Origin of the sequence: Methylohalomonas lacus (genome assembly GCF_024808875.1) — a bacterium.
Classification (GTDB): domain Bacteria; phylum Pseudomonadota; class Gammaproteobacteria; order Methylohalomonadales; family Methylohalomonadaceae; genus Methylohalomonas; species Methylohalomonas lacus.
The window spans coordinates 22335-40178 of sequence record NZ_JANUCT010000018.1 but is presented as its reverse complement, the minus strand read 5'-3'; the positions used below and the strand labels follow the sequence as shown (position 1 = coordinate 40178).

At 56.9% G+C, this 17844-nt stretch carries 13 protein-coding genes; 5 read left to right on the top strand and 8 right to left on the bottom strand.

All coding sequences use genetic code 11. The features are described 5' to 3' along the window. Positions 1-128 precede the first annotated feature (128 nt). Positions 129-1724, top strand: coding sequence for a GGDEF domain-containing protein (locus J2T55_RS11335; RefSeq protein WP_259056825.1), 1596 nt, complete (start codon positions 129-131; stop codon positions 1722-1724). 13 nt (positions 1725-1737) lie between these two features. Here the strand turns inward: J2T55_RS11335 and J2T55_RS11330 are convergent, their stop codons facing one another. Further along, positions 1738-3882 carry a putative bifunctional diguanylate cyclase/phosphodiesterase gene (locus J2T55_RS11330; RefSeq protein WP_259056822.1) on the bottom strand — a complete coding sequence of 715 codons (2145 nt, stop codon included), beginning with the start codon at positions 3880-3882 and terminating at the stop codon, positions 1738-1740. A gap of 194 nt (positions 3883-4076) precedes the next feature. Here J2T55_RS11330 and J2T55_RS11325 point away from each other — a divergent pair, with 194 nt between their 5' ends. Continuing rightward, positions 4077-4661 carry an NADPH-dependent FMN reductase gene (locus J2T55_RS11325; protein WP_259056820.1) on the top strand — a complete coding sequence of 195 codons (585 nt, stop codon included), beginning with the start codon at positions 4077-4079 and terminating at the stop codon, positions 4659-4661. Between the two features lie 7 nt (positions 4662-4668). On the opposite strand, the gene J2T55_RS11320 is transcribed toward J2T55_RS11325, so the two are convergent. After that, entirely contained in the window at positions 4669-5772 is a 1104-nt protein-coding gene (locus tag J2T55_RS11320) for a D-2-hydroxyacid dehydrogenase (protein ID WP_259056818.1), read from the bottom strand. A gap of 253 nt (positions 5773-6025) precedes the next feature. Between J2T55_RS11320 and J2T55_RS11315 the strand changes: the two genes are divergently transcribed. Continuing rightward, positions 6026-7300, top strand: coding sequence for an alginate export family protein (locus tag J2T55_RS11315; protein ID WP_259056816.1), 1275 nt, complete (start codon positions 6026-6028; stop codon positions 7298-7300). A 293-nt stretch (positions 7301-7593) separates the two neighbouring features. On the opposite strand, the gene cynS is transcribed toward J2T55_RS11315, so the two are convergent. From cynS to J2T55_RS11300, 3 genes are all read right to left on the bottom strand, one after another. Continuing rightward, positions 7594-8034 carry a cyanase gene (gene cynS / locus J2T55_RS11310; protein WP_259056867.1) on the bottom strand — a complete coding sequence of 147 codons (441 nt, stop codon included), beginning with the start codon at positions 8032-8034 and terminating at the stop codon, positions 7594-7596. 99 nt (positions 8035-8133) lie between these two features. After that, on the bottom strand, positions 8134-8994 hold the full coding sequence (locus J2T55_RS11305; protein ID WP_259056807.1) for a formate/nitrite transporter family protein: 861 nt from the start codon (positions 8992-8994) through the stop codon (positions 8134-8136). Between the two features lie 323 nt (positions 8995-9317). Continuing rightward, a complete protein-coding gene (locus tag J2T55_RS11300) occupies positions 9318-11660 on the bottom strand; it encodes a putative bifunctional diguanylate cyclase/phosphodiesterase (RefSeq protein ID WP_259056802.1) in 2343 nt (780 codons plus the stop codon). Between the two features lie 305 nt (positions 11661-11965). Between J2T55_RS11300 and J2T55_RS11295 the strand changes: the two genes are divergently transcribed. Then, a complete protein-coding gene (locus tag J2T55_RS11295) occupies positions 11966-13528 on the top strand; it encodes a bifunctional GNAT family N-acetyltransferase/carbon-nitrogen hydrolase family protein (RefSeq protein WP_259056800.1) in 1563 nt (520 codons plus the stop codon). Positions 13529-13532: 4 nt separating this feature from the next. Here the strand turns inward: J2T55_RS11295 and yqeC are convergent, their stop codons facing one another. After that, complete coding sequence (gene yqeC, locus J2T55_RS11290) at positions 13533-14285, bottom strand: selenium cofactor biosynthesis protein YqeC (RefSeq protein WP_259056798.1); 753 nt, start codon at positions 14283-14285, stop codon at positions 13533-13535. Positions 14286-14398: 113 nt separating this feature from the next. On the opposite strand from yqeC, the gene rlmKL reads away from it, so the two are divergent. Then, positions 14399-16513: a bifunctional 23S rRNA (guanine(2069)-N(7))-methyltransferase RlmK/23S rRNA (guanine(2445)-N(2))-methyltransferase RlmL gene (gene rlmKL, locus J2T55_RS11285; RefSeq protein WP_259056796.1), complete on the top strand. Its 2115-nt coding sequence runs from the start codon at positions 14399-14401 to the stop codon at positions 16511-16513. A gap of 61 nt (positions 16514-16574) precedes the next feature. Here the strand turns inward: rlmKL and J2T55_RS11280 are convergent, their stop codons facing one another. Together J2T55_RS11280 and J2T55_RS11275 are read right to left on the bottom strand one after the other, a co-directional pair. Next, a complete protein-coding gene (locus J2T55_RS11280; RefSeq protein ID WP_259056794.1) occupies positions 16575-17216 on the bottom strand; it encodes a DUF3047 domain-containing protein in 642 nt (213 codons plus the stop codon). A gap of 7 nt (positions 17217-17223) precedes the next feature. After that, positions 17224-17790, bottom strand: coding sequence for a DUF3280 domain-containing protein (locus J2T55_RS11275; RefSeq protein ID WP_259056792.1), 567 nt, complete (start codon positions 17788-17790; stop codon positions 17224-17226). Positions 17791-17844: the final 54 nt, after the last annotated feature.

The following is a 17844-nucleotide window of genomic DNA, read 5'->3' as shown; positions in this document are numbered from 1 at the left end:
CTTATTGGCAGTGCAATATGGTTTTACCCGAACTTGCCAGGGGTATCGACACTATTACTGCTCGCTTGCCGTGCTCTCCGGACTGTGCGAAGCTGAATCCGGAGGGCAACAACATGGGCTCGGGGGGTATGCGCACTGGATTCCTGGTTGCAGGTCTGTTTCTGGCAATCGTCTGGTGCCGGCCGGCATACGCTGATGATGATCTGTTTCCGGTCAGCATCCAGCTCAAATGGTACCACCAGTTTCAGTTTGCCGGTTATTACGCCGCCATGGATAAGGGCTATTTTCGCGACGCCGGTCTCGACGTCACCTTGCACGAAGGCGGCCCGCATATTCACGTCAGTGAACGGGTCCTGAGCGGCAAGGCTGATTTCGGCATCGCCACGTCCGGACTGCTGTCGGTCCGCAGCCGCGGCCAGCCGGTTGTCGCCGTTGCTGCCATCTTTCAACAGTCACCCTTCATACTCATAACCCGTGATGATCCCGATATCCATTCGCCAGCTGATCTGGTTGGCAAGACAATCATGGTCGAACCGTACTCGCATGAACTGTTCACCTATTTCCATCATCAGGGCGTTGATATCGACGATATCAATATGATCGAGCACAGCGGTTCGCCTTTCGACATTTTTTCTGGTGACATCGTTGGTATGACGGCCTACACGACAACTGATCCATACAAGCTCGACAAGGCCGGTGAAGACTATCGCGTATTTAATCCGAAGGATGCAGGCATTGACTACTACGGAGACACTCTGTTCACCACTGAAGAATTTGCCCATCAACACAACGACAAGGTGGTCGCATTACGCAAGGCACTAATCAAGGGTTGGCGTTATGCACTGCGCAACCAAGAAGAAATCATTACACTCATACGTAATGACTACAACGCCGCAATCGAACCGGATCTGCTCGATTTCGAGGCGAAGCGGGTCGCCCAGCTTCTGATTCCCGGCCTGATGGAAATCGGTCACATGAATCCGGCGCGCTGGCAAAAGATTGCCGAAGGGTTCAGATCAGCAAGCCTGCTGCAAGATGATGTTGATGTTGAGGCGTTCATGTTTCAGGCGGATGAACCCAAAAACTGGCGCTGGCTGATTTACACGTTACTGGTTACTGCTCTGGTCACGCTTGTCGTAACTGTCGCTCTAATCCTGCTCTATAACCTCAACCGCAAGCTCAAGATCGAGAACAGGCGACGTGTCGCGCTGGAGAAAAAACTGACCCAGCAGGCAGTAACCGATTTCGGTACCGGCGTACTCAACCGCCGTGGTTTCCTCGAAGTAATGGAATACGAATTGCGGCGCGCTGATCGTCAGGGCACGACGCTGTCATTGCTCGCATTTGATCTCGATCATTTCAAGGTAATCAATGACACGTACGGTCACGCGGCCGGCGACCAGGCACTGACCATAGTGGCTTCGACATGCCGCGACACCGTGCGCGGCATCGACACCACAGGCCGCATGGGCGGCGAGGAATTCATGATCGCGCTGCCGGATACCGATATCGAGGGCGCCCGTACACTGGCGCAACGTTTTCTGGAAAAACTGCGTGATACGCCGATTGTACTGGCTGACGGCCGCCGGTTCAGCGTGACCGCCAGCATCGGCATCATTTGCCGCAAGGCGGACGAGGATGCCGAACACATGATGAAACGAGTCGACCTGGCCATGTACCAGGCCAAGGAACAGGGCAGAAACTGCATTTCAGTTGCCGCCTGAGTCAGCCAATACCTCAGGCAGGTTTGCTGTGCTCATGAAGGGTATAAGATTTTGCAAAATTGATAAATTTGTCCAGGGACATAGGCTTGCCGATACCGAAGCCCTGCAATGTATCGCAGTTCAGTTTTTTTAACAGCATGCCTGTTTCAACATCTTCCACACCCTCAGCGACGATCGTGGCGCCAAGCTCATGACCCATCTGAATACTGCCATTGGTGATTTTCTGATCCCTCTCCAAGTAGCGCATATTCCGGACAAAGCTCATATCAAGCTTGATTTCATCAAAATTCAACTGCTTTAGATAAGCCAGAGAGGAATAACCGGTACCATAATCATCCAGAGATATTTTCAGCCCGGCAGCCTGTAGTTTTTCCACATGGCGTATAATGAGTTCAACATCCTGCATGATCGCCGTTTCAGTCACTTCCAGCGTCAGCAAATCGGCATAACCATCCAGCCCATCTATGATTTCACTAACGATCTGTGGATCGGCCAGATCGTTGCCAGAGACATTCACCGATATTTTCCAGTCAAAACCATCAGCACCCCAATCGCGTACGGTCTGAATTGCCTGATGTAGTGCGCTACGCGTCAGCGACTTGATCAGGCCGGTTTTTTCAGCCAGGGGGATAAACAGGCCCGGTGATAACCAGCCATGGCGTGGATGCTGCCAGCGCACCAGCATTTCAGCGCCTGTTACCCGTGACTGCGTCAGGCAATATTTGGGTTGATAGACCCAGCTGAGCGCATTGGACTGCAAAGCCTTGTTCAAATCCCCCATCAGGGTCAGGTTGCGTGAATCCGGTTCAAATGCCGGTTCGTAATACAGAATCGGCTGGCGCCGGATCCGGGCCATCGTCATTGAGAGTTCCGCCGCACGGTAAACCTGCTGGGCATCGTGGCCGTGGTCGGGAAATGTCGCGATGCCACAGGCGACTTGCGGCTCGATGGGTATCTTCTGAACTTCATAGGAATCACTGGCGATATCTATCAGATTCTGCATTTGGGCAGCTGATTTATCCAGTTCACCGTCCTGCTCAAAGATGAAGCCAAACTGTCCCCGTCCCAGTACGGCCATGAAACCCTTGTGTTCGCGGCTCAAAGCTTTCGCCTCAAGCTGGATCAATTCATCGAAGACGCGATAGCCGGCTATCTGCTGAATCGTTTCCATGTCCAGCAGTGTCAGCACGGCCACGGTCAGAGACTGGTTGTTACGCCCGGCGTGTGTGACTGCGTCTTCAAGATATTCCCTGAAAAAACTAGTCATCGGCAGGCCGGTAAGCTCGTCATAGAGGGCCATCTTTTCGGCACGCTGTTCCGCCGCGTGTCGGCGCTGGCTTTCCGATTCGGCCAGGCGCAACGACTGAAGCAGCTTGTACCGCCAGCGCCAAAGCTGAAATACAGCCAAGCCCAGCAGCATCAAAAGCGGCAGAACCAGCCAGCGAAACTTGATCCATGCCTCGTACCAGCCAGCTTGATCGGCAGGATTAAACCAGGCTGCCTGAAGCTCGTCGAGTACCCCTTCGCGCCGCAGTGATTCCATGTGTCGGTTCATCTCACTAACCAGTTCTGGACGATCCCGGTTGATGGCGAAGGCATAGTTGACCGGCAGCAGTGGCGGGCTCAGGGCAACCACATTCGTCAGGCCCTGCCTTTCAATGATGCTATAGCCGATATCGCTCGCCACCAGCGCATAATCGACTTCCCCGCGCGCGACCTTCTGCATAGCTGCGGCTTGACTGTCTGTGGCAACAACTTGTTCACTGTCCAGAACACGCTGCAGCTCATGCCAGCCATAGCCGGCCTGTTCGGAGGCAACCCGGCTGTTACCGAGATCATAAAGACTGGGCCGCGAGTCCCGGCCACGGATGCCGAACAGCCGATGTGACATGGTGTAAAATGGCGTAGAGAACAGAAAGCGATCACGCCTTTGTTCGGATATGAACATGGGCGCGACATCGATATCGCCCTGCTCCAGCGCCTGCTGAATGGCACCCCAGTCACCCAGCCTGTATTCCGTATTCCAGCCCGCTTTATCGGCAAGTGCCCTGAACAGGTCAACGTCGAAGCCACGAGCCTGGCCCTGTTCGTCAAGGAAATAATGTGGACGGTATTCGGATGCGCCGCCAAAGACGACCGTTCTGGTATCGGCGGCCACCGCGAGTGGTATGGTGACTAGAAGAAAAACAATGATGCAGCGGTATGTCGCACTTGTTGCGAGGCCCAATCAACCCCCCTCGGCAGCTATCCTGCCCGTCAGTTTAACTGCTTGCCCCTACAGTTTAGACATGTAAAGTTGCCGAGCAAACCCTAATCTGCGACAAATATCAATCTATTCATCAGGAGTCGACCATGGCCGAACACCCGAAACTACTCTTCCTGGCCGGTAGTGCCCGCCAGGGTTCGTTTAACCGGAAACTGGCGAAACTCGCCGCCGGTCTCGCCGAAGGCGAAGGCGCGAACGTGACCTTACTGGAGCTCGCCGATTATCCGCTGCCAATCTACAACGGCGATCTGGAAGAGGAGCAGGGCATCCCGAAGCCGGCGCGTGAACTCAAGAAGAAGTTCATCGACTGCGACGGTTTTTTCATCGCCTCGCCGGAATACAACAGTTCCATCCCGCCGTTGCTGAAGAACACGCTGGACTGGCTGTCGCGCAAGGAGTCTGCCGACGAACCGCCACTGGCCGCCTACAAGGGCAAGGTTGCCGCGCTCAGTGCCGCCTCACCCGGTGGCAACGGCGGCCTGCGCGGTCTGGTGCCGTTACGCATGATGCTGGGCAACATCGGCGTGCACCTTATCCCGCAGCAGCTGGCTGTGGCCGGTGCCGGCGACGCCTTCGACGACGACGGCAGGCTGAAAAGCGATCAGCAGCTGCAGACGCTGACGGGTATCATGCGTGAACTGGTGCGCGTCAGCCGGCAGTTGCGAGACTGAGCGAGGCTCAGTAACCCCGCTCCGGATCGACAACTGACAGCATCGGTTCGCCGCTGGCGTAACGGCGCAGGTTTTCGCGCACCACACGCCAGCGCGCCTCGCCTTCGAGATCCGAACGCGTGGCGACGTGCGGCGTGATGATCGTGTTCGGCGCCTGCCAGAGCGGATGATCGGATGGCAATGGTTCGGGGTCGGTGACATCGAGACCGGCACCGGCAATGCCACCATTCTCCAATGCAGCAAGCAAATCGTCAGTAACCACCGTGCCGCCGCGGCCGACATTAATGAACAGGGCCGACTCCTTCATCCGATCGAAATGCCCGGCGTCGAACAGATCGCGGGTCTTGTCAGTCAGCGGCAGTGCGTTGACGACGACATCGGCCTCGGTAATGAAGTCCTTGAGGTCCGGCGGCAAACCGACCTTCGCGACAAAGTCCGGTCCCTCCGGCTTGCTGTTGCGCGTGGCGATCACGGTCATACCCAGCGCATGGGCGCGTTCGGCCACCTCGGTGCCGATACCGCCGAGGCCGACCACCAGCAGGGTCTTGCCCTTGATGACCCGCATATCGCGGGTGTATTCATTGCCGCGGCGCCACTCGCCATTGGCCTCGGCACGAATGAAGGTTTCCAGGTTACGCGACAGCGTCATCATCATGGCGATGACATGCTCGGCAATCACCGGCGCGGCGATGCGCTGCATATTGGTCAGCAGCGGCGGGTCCTGTTCGAACGCCGGCAACTCGACACAGTATTCAACACCGGCCGAATACAGCTGCACCCAGTTAAGTTGATCGCCTGCCTGCAGCAGATCGTTGCTGCATAGGCCGATCAGGCCGTCGGCATCGGCAACGTGCTGGCGGGCGTCGTCGTAACCCGACACGGCGATCAGCTCAACATCCGGCACTGCTGCCTGCAGCCACTGCATGCGTGCTTCATCGGCACCGTGAACAAGAATACGGTTGGGCGCCTGCCAGCCGGGCCGTTCGCTGACCGGGGTCGCTGCGACTTCCAGGTCGTAATCGGCGATAAGCTGCTCAGCGCTGGCATCAGCCCGAATGACTCCGGGTAACAGAAACAACAGGTAAAGCGTGGCTGTAATCGTTCGTTGCATTGTCGTCTCCCGTCGATAGCCGTTATCCCTATGCGACCCAGACCGGGCAGGAATGTTCGCACTGCCCGCTGATCGGGCAAAGACGCACCGCCCTGGTGCCGAATCATGTCTATACGTCCTGACACATGATTAAAGTCAGTGACTTACATACCTGGCCCGGTATTTGCCAGTTATCTTTATTGAATCAAATATTCAGTCCACCATGCATAAGCCGTCGGCTATATCGACCGATGCCCGGAGGTATACTTCAATCATGTTAAAACAAACCCAGTCTATCTATATCATAGGACTGCTGCTACTGACTGCAAGTACCGCCAGCAGTGCCGCCGACAGCCTTTACAAGGCCTTCCAGGAGGGCTCATTCGATTTCAACGCCCGTTACCGCTACGAGGCTGTGGATGATGAATTCGGCACCACCCGCAATGCCCGCGCCAGCACGCTGCGCACCACACTCGGCTATGAAACCGGCATGTTTCACGCATTCAATGCCTACCTGCAGTTCGAGGACATTCGCGAGATCGGTGCGGATGAATTCAACAGCCCGGCGGATCCCGACCCGCGCTATGACACCGTTGCCGACCCGATCCAGACCTCGGTGCTACAGGGCTATATCGGCTACGCCGGAGTGCCGGATACGAAAATGAAACTCGGCCGTCAGATCATCACCTATCGTGACGCGCCATTTCACCGCTTCATCGGTACGGTCGGCTGGCGGCAGCACTGGCAGACCTTTGATGCCCTGTCGGTACAGAACTCCAGCCTGCCGGATACAAAACTGTCCTATGCCTATCTGTGGCAGGTCAACCGCATCTTCGGCGATGACGCACCCTCGCCCCTGGATGAATTCGACAGCGACTCGCACCTGTTCAACGCCCAGTACACGGGTCTGCCGAACACCAAGCTGCAGGCTTACAGCTACCTGCTGGACTTTGATAACGGCGATGCCTTCTCTACCCAGACATACGGTGTCCGGGCGGAGGGCCATTATCCCTTTAATGACCACGTGAAAGGTCTATATGCCGCCGAGTACGCGCACCAGAGCGACTATGCCGACAACCCGGCCGATATCGACGCCGATTACTTCTTCGGCGAGCTGGGCCTGGGTTGGACGCCGAATGGGCCGATTGACAATGTGACCGTGAAGCTGAACTACGAGCTCCAGGAAGGCAGTGGCGGCAATGATCGATTCGTGACAATCCTGGGCACCAATCATGCGTTCCAGGGTTGGGCGGATCGGTTTCTCGTGACGCCAGGCGATGGTGTCGAGAACCTCTACGGCAGTATTTCAATCAGTGCCTTTGGCGCAAAATTCATGGCCGTCTACCACGATTTCAGTTCCGACAACCTCGGTTATGACTACGGCAGCGAAATCGATCTGCTCGCCACCAAGTCCTTTATGAAGCACTACACCGTGGGCATCAAGTACGCGGACTACAATGCGGATAGCAATGCGACCAACCAGGCCCGCGGCGGATCACGATCAGCGGATACTGAAAAGTTCTGGCTGTTCGCCCAGGCAAAATTCTAGATGGAATGGCCGCAAGCAAACCCGGAAACGGATTTCCGGGTTCCATACGCTTATCCATGCGCACGCAACCACCTTCCTGCCCGCATCATGCCTGAATACGAACCGCCGGCGTTCCGCTATAGCTAGCGCCAGATTCAGCACGCCACTATCCCTGGCACGGCTTACCACACTATTTGACCGATCAAGGCGGGATTCGGGATCTCGGCAGTTTGTCCGCCCACTGCTGTCAGCAGCCCTAAAAAAAAGGCCGGCAATTTGCCGGCCTGTCTCACTCCCCGATTGTTCACAGCTTTTTACCAGCTTTTATAAGGCAGGAATTTGCCATCAAGCGTGATGACCACACGGTCACCCTTGGGATCTTCCTTCTTTTGAATATCCATGGTGAAGTCGATGGCGCTCATGATGCCGTCACCGAATTTCTCGTGGATCAGCTCCTTGATGGTGGTGCCATAGACACCGACGATCTCGTAAATCCGGTAAACCAGCGGATCGGTAGGCACGGCCTGCTCCCAGGTCTTCAGCGGGAATTTCTCCAGGGCCGCCGCGACGTCTCCGGACAGATCCAGGCACTTGCACAGTGCCGCAGCCTTGTCGGCCGGCATGCTGTTCATGCCTAGACAGGCCGAGGTTGTCCACTCTGGCGACATGCCTATAGCCTGCGCGATCGCCTCCCATGAAAGACCCTTGTCTTCTTTGGCGATCAGGATCTCTTTCGTCATGGTTGTTTTATCCATCATACGGTATCTCCAGTTCTTTTCAGTAAGCTGTGAATATTCAGTCGCTGTCGTAACGGACCCGGCCGGACCACCGGGGCCCGGCCGGATTGAATGGCATTAACCCGCAGTGACCGGAGTGGCTTTGGTCGACTCGGAGGGGCTCATGCTGACCGGTTTGCGCGGCGGCGCTGTACGGCTGTGTGTGGCATACAGGGCCATGCCGGTAAACAGCAGACCACCCACGATATTACCAAGCACCACCGGTATTTCGTTCCAGATGAGCCAGTCCATAACGGTGAGTTCGCCACCCATCATCATGCCCAGCGGGAACAGGTACATATTGACGACTGCATGTTCGAACACCAGACCAAAGAAGATGACGATCGGCATCCACATGGCGATCACCTTGCCGCTGACCGACTTCGACAGCATGGCGCCGACAACACCGAGAGAGACGAACCAATTACACAGAATACCGCGCACGAATACTTCCAGCATGCCGGCGGCACCGTGTTCACTGAAACCCACCGAGCGTGCCTCGGCGGCGCCGGCAAAAGCCTGCCCCACGGCATTGGCCTCGGTCGTAAACGAGTTGGTCAGGGTGATACCGATGAGTACAGCGACTGTGAAAGCACCGATAAAGTTACCTATAAATACCAGTCCCCAGTTCCGCATCATGCCACCGAAGGTGACGCCCTTTCGCTTGTCCAGCAATGCCAATGGCACCAGTGCAAATACACCAGTCACCAGGTCGAATCCCATAAGGTTGAGAATTGAGAACCCGACTGGAAATATCAGGGCGCCGACGATGGGCATACCGGTTTGTACTGCTGCGGTCACAGCAAAGCAGACCGCAACCGCAAGAATGGCGCCGGCCATGATCGCGCGAATCAGCGTATCACGTGTCGACATGAATACCTTGGATTCACCGGCGTCAACCATCTTGTTGACGAACTCAGGAGGGGTTAAATAAGACATGAGGTTATCTCCGTCTGCAGTTCTATAAATCTACACAGGCGTGGATAGTCAGATAAACAATTAGGCACCGCCGTCGGCGTCAATGACTCATTGTTTCAGCACCTGCAGCTGTAGGTGTAACTGGTGTATAGCTGAAGCATGCATCATGCCAATGAGCAAAAACCGTACAAACAAGCAGTTAGCGGCAGTTGTATCAGGCTGGGGTCGGTAACCGCACCACATTGGGGCATTCTGGAGGCGGGATGCGCAGTGATCGCACAGATTGCGATCGACAGGCGGGCAACGATGAAGACCACTGGATAAACGTGGCCATGGTCAAGCGACTACGTGTCAGCGGCGGTCCGGTTGATCAGTTCATCCAGGTCACAGGATCGGTGTATTGCGTAGCCCTGGGCGTAATTCACGCCCAACTCTTTCAGGCGCGCAAGTTTCTGTTCGGAATCCACAAACTCTGCCACGGTTAATTTGTTCATGATCTGGCCGATCTCAATGATTGAGCGCACCATGGCCAGGTGCACTTCATCCTCGTTCATATTGCGCACAAAGCTGCCATCGATCTTGACCATGTCGACCGGCAACGAACGCAGATAGCCAAACGATGACAATCCGCTGCCAAAATCATCCAACGCGAACTGGCACCCGCGTCGCTTCAAGGCTTCCATGAACTGGCGGGCTTCAACCAGGCTGGAAACGGCAGCTGTTTCGGTTATTTCAAAGCAGAGTTTGGCAGCCGGCACATCGTAATGATCCAGCAGCTCTTCAATATAGCGCAAAAACTCGTCACGCGAGATCGACTGGCCGGACAGGTTGACATGCAAGGCTTCGATTCGTCCGATCCATTCCGGGTGCGCCTGCATGGTTTTTAGAGCCATATTGACCACCCAGCGGTCAATCAGTGTGACAATATTGTAGCGTTCCGCTGCCGGCAGGAACGTATCGGGCATGATTAACTTACCATCCGTGTCGATCAACCTGACCAGAACTTCACAGCGTTTGACGCCGGCTTGGCTCAGCGACTGTATTTCCTGGGCAAAGAGTTGCAGCCGGTCGTTATTGACCGCATCGCGGATGCGGTTGACCCATTCCATCTCGTTACGGCGTGCGACGAGAACCAGGTCATGTTCACTATAGACATGCACCTGATTTCGGCCCTGATCCTTGGCAGAATAACAGGCTGTGTCGGCAGATTTCAGCAATGTGCCGGCGTCATTGGTAACCGAGTTGATTTCGACCAGGCCCATACTGACCGTTATATTGAATGTCGCACCTTCCCAGATAAAACTGAAACTTGACAATGCATTGCGCAGTTTTTCCGCGACCGGACGCGCGGCATTGATATCACACTCGATAAAGATAATGCCAAACTCATCGCCACCCAGCCTGGCGAGCACATCACCGCGCCTGAGCTGTTGGCTCAGAATTTCGACTACCTGACAGAGTAGTGCATCGCCAGCACCGTGACCGCAAGTATCGTTAACAATCTTGAACTGATCCAGGTCTATGAAACAAAGCGTATGCCGGTTGTATTTGTCGACCGAATCATGGATAGCGTCCTGCAAGCGTGTTTCAAACTCGATACGATTGATAATGCCGGTTAACGCGTCATGTGTTGCCTGATAGCTGAGTTCGGATGAAAGGCGATGTGCTTCGGAAACATCCTCGACGACCGCAATCAAATAACGGGGCATATCCATGTAATCGCTGACTCGTGACAGCGTCAGCTTGCACCATACCGGCGTATCGTCCGCACGCAGCAAGCGCTTTTCAACAGCATAGCTTTCTATCGTGGCCTGCATCAGGGCACGGAAATTTGTCTCGTCATTAGCGCGATCCGGTGGAAAGGTGATCTCGTTCAGGTCGGTTTGCAGCAAGTCTGCGCGTGAACGCTGCAATATCCGGCACAGGCTTTCATTGATGTCGAGGAAATGCTCATCGGGTTGCAACTGCGCCATGCCGACAGCTGCATGCCTGAAAGTAGCCCGGAATTTACTTTCGGAACTGGCGATGCTGCGCTTTGCCCAGCGAAAGATCAGCGCTGCGCCGAACACGATCACGATGAGCATGATGACACTGACGGCGACCAGAAATTCGTTCAGCCAGCGGGTCCCATCGGCCAGCGTTTTGGCAAAGGCAGCATCCAGCGGTCGCAGTTTCTGGTTAAGCTCGACGAGTTGCCGGCGCAGCTCACGAACCTTGTCTGCGTTCACATCGCCATTATTAAAGGCTGTTTCCAGATCGTCCGCAATTGTATCCATGGCCAGGATGTATTGGTCCGCCTCGCGCCAGATGGCGACCGCTTCCGCAAAGAACAGTTCATCGGCAAAGTAGCGATACATCCAGATGATCCCGGCAACATCGTCAGGATGGTTGCCGCCGGCCAGAAACCCCTCGCGGGCTGCTTCCAGGTCCGGGGGATTTTTGTCCAGCGCCAGCCGGCCACGGCGATCGCCCAGCGGAACGGCGAGTGCTTCACGCGCTTGCTGCAGTGCCCTCGGATCCCCGGTATAGCTGTAGCGGGTGAGGTGATAATTGGCCTGGATATGGGCTTTGGACCAATAGCCATTGCCGGTCACATAGGCACGCGCCGCCGACTGGACGTCAAGGGCGAAAATGGTAAAGGCCAGGCCGCAGCCCGCCAGACCGACAATGGCGATAAAGCTGATCAACGCGACCCGTTGCGAGGACCAGAAATTGTCCGGGACGCCGGCGCTATCTATCGCAGTATCCAGATTGACCTCCCGCTTCAGGAGAATGCCCGGTATGGCAGTTCAGACAGCTGCCCCCCCTGCACCAAGTGCACGACCATCCTGTAAACTTAATGCAGTCCTAATTAGCAGCAGATTACCACATAAACCCGGCCTGGCCTGCTACCATCGGGCGCATGGACGGGTGCCGATCAGCCTGTTCAGGTACAATTTGTGGTCCGTTTATCAATTTCATCATGGCTTAAGTCCCGCCGAGAGTTTCGAACATGAGCAAAGACAATCCCGACAGCAAGCCAGTGCTGATCATTCGCAATGCCCGCCTGGCCGATACCCCGGCCATCTGCCAGCTGTCGGCGCGCGTGTACAAACATGAGCCACCGTATACGCCGGCGCAGATCAAGGGACAAATCAACAACTTTCCGGATGGCCAGTTTGTCGCCGAGTTCGAGGGCAAGGTGGTTGGCTACTGCGCGACTTTCATCGCTGATGAAAGTGTCGCGCTGCAACCCCATACCTGGGACGAGATCACCGCCGACGGCTTTGCCTCACGTCATGCGCCGGATGGCGACTATCTCTATGGCATGGAGGTATTCATCGACCCGGACTACCGCAAGATGCGCATTGGCCAGCGGCTCTATAACGAGCGCAAGAAGCTGTGCCAGTATCTGCGTCTCAAAGGCATTGTCTTCGGTGGCCGTCTGCCGGGCCTGTCACGGCGTATCAAGGAAGTCGGCTCGCCCGAGGCCTATGTCGAGGCGGTGATGAACAAGCAGTTCCGCGACCAGGTCCTGTCGTTCCAGCTGCGCAACGGGTTCGAGTTTCTCGGCATCCTGCACAAGTATGCGCCCGAAGACCGTCAGTCTCTCGGCCACGCCGCCCACCTGGTCTGGTACAACCCGCAGGTCAGTCACGAGAAAAAACGCGGCAAGGCGGCCGGCGGGGCACGCCTGCAGGACACGATCCGCGTGGCCACGGTGCAATACGAACAGCGCCGGGTCGCCTCGCTGGATGAGTTTCACCAGATCGTTGAGTATTTCATCGATATCATCGCCGACTACGGTGCCGACTTCGCCGTGTTCCCCGAACTGTTCACACTGCAACTGTTGTCGCTCGAGGATCGCAAGCTCAGTCCGGCCGAGGCCATCGACTCGCTGACTTCCTATACCGAGGGTCTGAAGACCTTCATGAGCGATCTGGCCGTGCGTTACAACGTCAACATCATCGGCGGCTCGCACCCGACGCACGTCACGGACACGGAAATCCAGAATATCTGCTATGTCTATCTGCGTGACGGTTCGATCCATGAGCAGGCCAAGATCCATCCAACGCCGAACGAACGCCATTGGTGGAACATCAACGGTGCCTCGGACCTGAGCCCAATCATGACCGACTGTGGCCCGATTGGCGTTCTAATCTGCTATGACGCTGAATTCCCGGAACTGGCCCGTCACCTGGTCAACCAGGGCGCGCAGATCCTGTTCATTCCGTTCTGCACCGACGAACGCCAAAGCTACCTGCGGGTGCGTTATTGTGCCCAGGCGCGGGCGGTCGAGAACCAGTGCTATGTGATCATGTCAGGCAATGTCGGCAACCTGCCCGGTGTCGAGAACATGGATATCCAGTACGCCCAGAGCTGCATCCTGACGCCGTGCGACTTTGTCTTTGCCCGCGACGGTATTGCCGCCGATACCACACCCAACGTCGAGACGGTGGCCTTTGCCGATCTGCGCCTGGAAAGCCTGCACATTGCCCGCAACAGCGGCACCGTGCAGAACCTGCGTGATCGCCGTTACGATCTGTACTCGGTACGCTGGAAAAAACGCTCGTAAGGATCTAGCGCCGGACGATATCGACGATCGGCTGCTCGGCGCGCATCGTCGCCAGCACCACGTAGTCGAAGCGATGCGTTAGCGCCAGTGCCTGCTCGGCGGCCGCGCGGGCCAGTTCGGTGCGCTCGGTATCGTCCACCATGTTAATCAGCGGCACGACGCTCGCCTGACCGGTGTTTTTCAACGCGCCTTCCGGCGCGGCGAGCAGGCGCGCCAGGTGTTCCGGCTGCAGACTGTCGCCTATCGCCGCACCGCTAATGGTGGCGATGCGTTCCGGCCGGTGGGCGATCTTCTCGTTCAGACGGCGGCCGATCACACGCGCGGACACGACCGGGATCACGGTATCAGCATGCTCCGGCAGGGGCGGTTCATTATCATTGGGCGCCTTGATCAGGCGACTGCGCGCACCATCCGACTTGACCAACAGCAGATCAAAGCGACCGCCACGATAGAACGCGTCGATCCGCTCGGGGGCGATACCGGCATGCCGGCCCGTACGCTGCGACGGTGTGGCAAACGCGATCACTCGCGAGTCATTATCGTCACGCAGTGACTGCAGTAATTCTGTCTCCTCAGCGACATAACAACAGGCTGACAGGTTGCGCGGGAAATATTCAATATGCGCGCTGGTGGTCAGACCAACGCGGCCGGCATGTTCACGCGCCAGCCGGAACATTGTCGTCTTCTTGCCGCCGGCGCCGACACAGCAAACGATGCCCTGCTCAGCCCGGAATATATTCAGCAGTTCATTGGTCATTCGACTATCTTCAAAAGATGACTGTTATCGCCGTCCGCTTACATACGGCGGGTAACTTCATGATAACATCATCGTCCGTCAACAGACTCAACCGCACCTACAGCCCGATTTACATGCCCAAATTTTTCGCCACCGCCGCACTAGGCATCGAGGATCTACTGGCCAACGAGCTGACTGAACTCGGCGCCACCGATGTTCACTCGGCACGTGCCGGTGTCGGCTTCAATGCAGATATGGCAGTGGCCTACCGGGTTTGCCTGTGGTCACGCCTGGCCAGTCGCGTGCTACTGCAGCTCGGCGATGTTGCCGCCATTGACGCCGACAGCCTTTATAGCAGTATCCAGTCGCTCGACTGGCAGGCTCATATCGGCGACAACGCCACCATCGCCGTCGACTTTCTCGGCCAGAACAATGCCATCACGAACACGCAGTTCGGTGCCCAGAAGGTCAAGGATGCGATTGTCGACCAATTGCGTCAGGGTCGGGGTACAAGGCCAACGGTCGATACCGATAACCCGGACGTGCGCATCAACATCTACCTGCATGCCGATAACGCCAGCGTCAGCATCGATCTGTCCGGTCACAGTCTGCACCGGCGCGGTTATCGCAGCGAACAGGGCCAGGCGCCGCTAAAGGAAAACCTGGCCGCCGCCATACTACTGCGCGCCGGCTGGCCGACCGTTGCCGAACGCGGCGGCAGCCTGCACGACCCGATGTGCGGTTCCGGTACCTTGTTGATCGAGGGTGCCCTTATGGCGGCCGACATTGCACCCGGCCTGCTGTGTGAACGCTACGGTCTGCATGGCTGGCGCCAGTATGACGCGGCGATCTGGCAGTCGCTGATCGATGAGGCCCGGCAGCGCCGCGACGCCGGCCTACGGCGTTTGATGCCGATGCAGGGCCACGACATCAGTGCCGACATGATCCGGATTGCCCGCGCCAATGCCGGTCGCGCCGGACTCGATCAACATATCGAATTCGCCCGCTGCGCGCTCGAGGAGAATCAACCGGCGGCGGCCAGCGACGGGCTGCTGGTCACCAATCCGCCCTACGGCGAACGGCTTGGCGACATCGCCGCATTGCCGGTGCTATACCGCAGTCTCGGTCTGATGCTGAAACGCTGCTATGCCGGCTGGTCGGCCGCCATTCTGACCGGCGAACCACAACTGGCACCGTTTCTCGGCATGCGCGCCCACAAGTCGCACACGCTTTATAACGGTGCGCTCAAATGCAAGCTGCTGCATTGTGAGATCGCCGAACAATCGGTAGCAGTGACAACGGTAGCGGCCGATTTCAGTAACCGCCTGCGCAAAAACATCAAGCGCCTTGGACGCTGGGCCCGGCACGAGGGCATCGATTGCTACCGGGTCTATGACGCCGACCTGCCGGAATACAACCTGGCGATCGACATCTACGACGGCGACCGACGCCACGTGCACCTGCAGGAATTCGAGGCACCCGCCAGCGTCGATGAACGCAAGGCCCAGGCACGTTTGAACGCCGCACTTGCAGTGATCATGGAATTACTGGAGGTCGGCAGCGACGCTGTCTATTTCAAGCAGCGGCGCCGGCAACGCGGCGGCACACAGTATGAAAAGCTTGCCGCCGGCGGCCACCAGCACATCGTCAGCGAAACCGGCAACCGCTTCCTAGTGAATTTCAGCGACTATCTGGATACCGGCCTGTTCCTCGATCACCGGCCGGTGCGTCGCTACATCCAGCAACGGGCGCAAGGTCGCCGCTTTCTGAACCTGTTTGCCTATACCGGCACCGCCACGGTCTGCGCGGTGCGCGGTGGCGCGCCGTCATCGGTGACGGTGGATATGTCGAAGACCTATCTGGACTGGGCGCAACGCAACCTGCTGCTCAACGAACTCGCGGATCGCCGGCACGAATACGTCCAGGCCGACGTGCTGCAGTGGCTGCGTGACAACAGGCAACGGCAGTTTGACCTTATCTTTCTGGATCCGCCAACCTTCTCACGCTCGAAACGCATGCAGGGCAGTCTCGATGTCCAACGTGACCATGTCCATCTAATCCATGGCTGCATGAACCTGCTGGCCGCACAGGGTGAGCTGTTGTTCTCCACCAACCTGCGCCAGTTCCGGATCGATCAGGCGGGCCTGGCGCAATACCACATCGAGGACATCAGCCAGCAAACCATACCCGAGGATTTTGCCCGCAACCCGCGCATTCACAAGTGCTTCCGCATCAGCCATTCAGCGTAACACGATGTCCGCGGATCGTTGCGGCAGCGTTTCCAGAGAGAAAAACGGGAACAGACTGAAACTAGGGTTCTGAACGACCACTGAAATAGAGATCGTCGTACCAGGCTACAGCTGACTGATCACTATTGTCGGTATCGGTCATGATGGCGACCGCATCAGCCTCGCTGATATCCTCGCCGAACAACATCTCGTAATCCGCGCGCACGTTGCGTGTCTCGCGCTGCCACTCACCGGCATTGGCATCCCCACTCTGCACGGCAATCACCCGGGCATTATCGGTAAACGCATTGGCCCAGTGGCTGCCCTGTGGCTGGTTACTGGCCCATACATAGATAACCGTATGTGTGCGCCAGAATGCCAGACCGCCGGAAAAAACGACGTATACGCGTGCCGGGTAGTCGTCGCCGTCCCGGGTGGTTTCATCCACATCCTCGAGCGTGTCCTGCACTTTCCAGCGCCAGTGCAGCCATGGCGTGGCACCGAGATCGATGCTTTTCTCGTGATACAGACCGGAGGCCGTACCGCGGCTATCCGCCTTGAGCACGCGCCGGCCGCCGGCTTCCACCAGCTGGTAGTCGGTTTCTCCCGCGAACGACTGGCTTTGCCAGCCTGCAAGGCCATGCTCTGCAAAATCACCGACACTGACCGTCTCGGCTGCAACAAGCGACGGTATCAGCAGGACGATGGCAGCCAGTGTTTTCATGATGCGATTACGACTCCGGCCAGACCGTCATCGCGTCTTCCAGTGCCTGCTCCGGTACCGTGTCGAAATACTCGTTGAAGTGCTTCTTCAGCAGGTAATTGGTGCCGGTGCGCCAGCTGCGGTTGTTGTTGCCGCGGATATCGATAAAACTTGTTTTTACAACCTCACCGGTTTCACCATCGCGCAATACGAAATTGAAATTGATGATCAGGTTGCTGACCACCTGCACCCAGACGGTAGCAACGTAGTCAACCTCCAGCGCCTGGCCGATCTTGCGAACACAAGGCTGGCACTGGTGGATGTATTTAACAGAGCTCGCCTTGTCCTCGACAATTTCCCTGGCCGCATCCAGGCTGACCAGTTCATAGGCATCGGACGCATCCAGCGCCTTGCGGATGTGTTCGGTCATGTAACGGCCGCGTTCGATTTCGCCGGGGCGGTCCGGCGAATGGGGAGTGGGCTTGTTATCGATGATCAGTTCCGTGTCGAGCACGGCAACGGTCTCGACATCCGTGGCCATGGCCAGCGGACTGAACAGGGCACCCAGGGCGATTACAATATTACGAAACAACATGAGAAATTTATCCTTTGGTTATGCTTGCGTGGCTATTGACTGCAATCTGTTGGA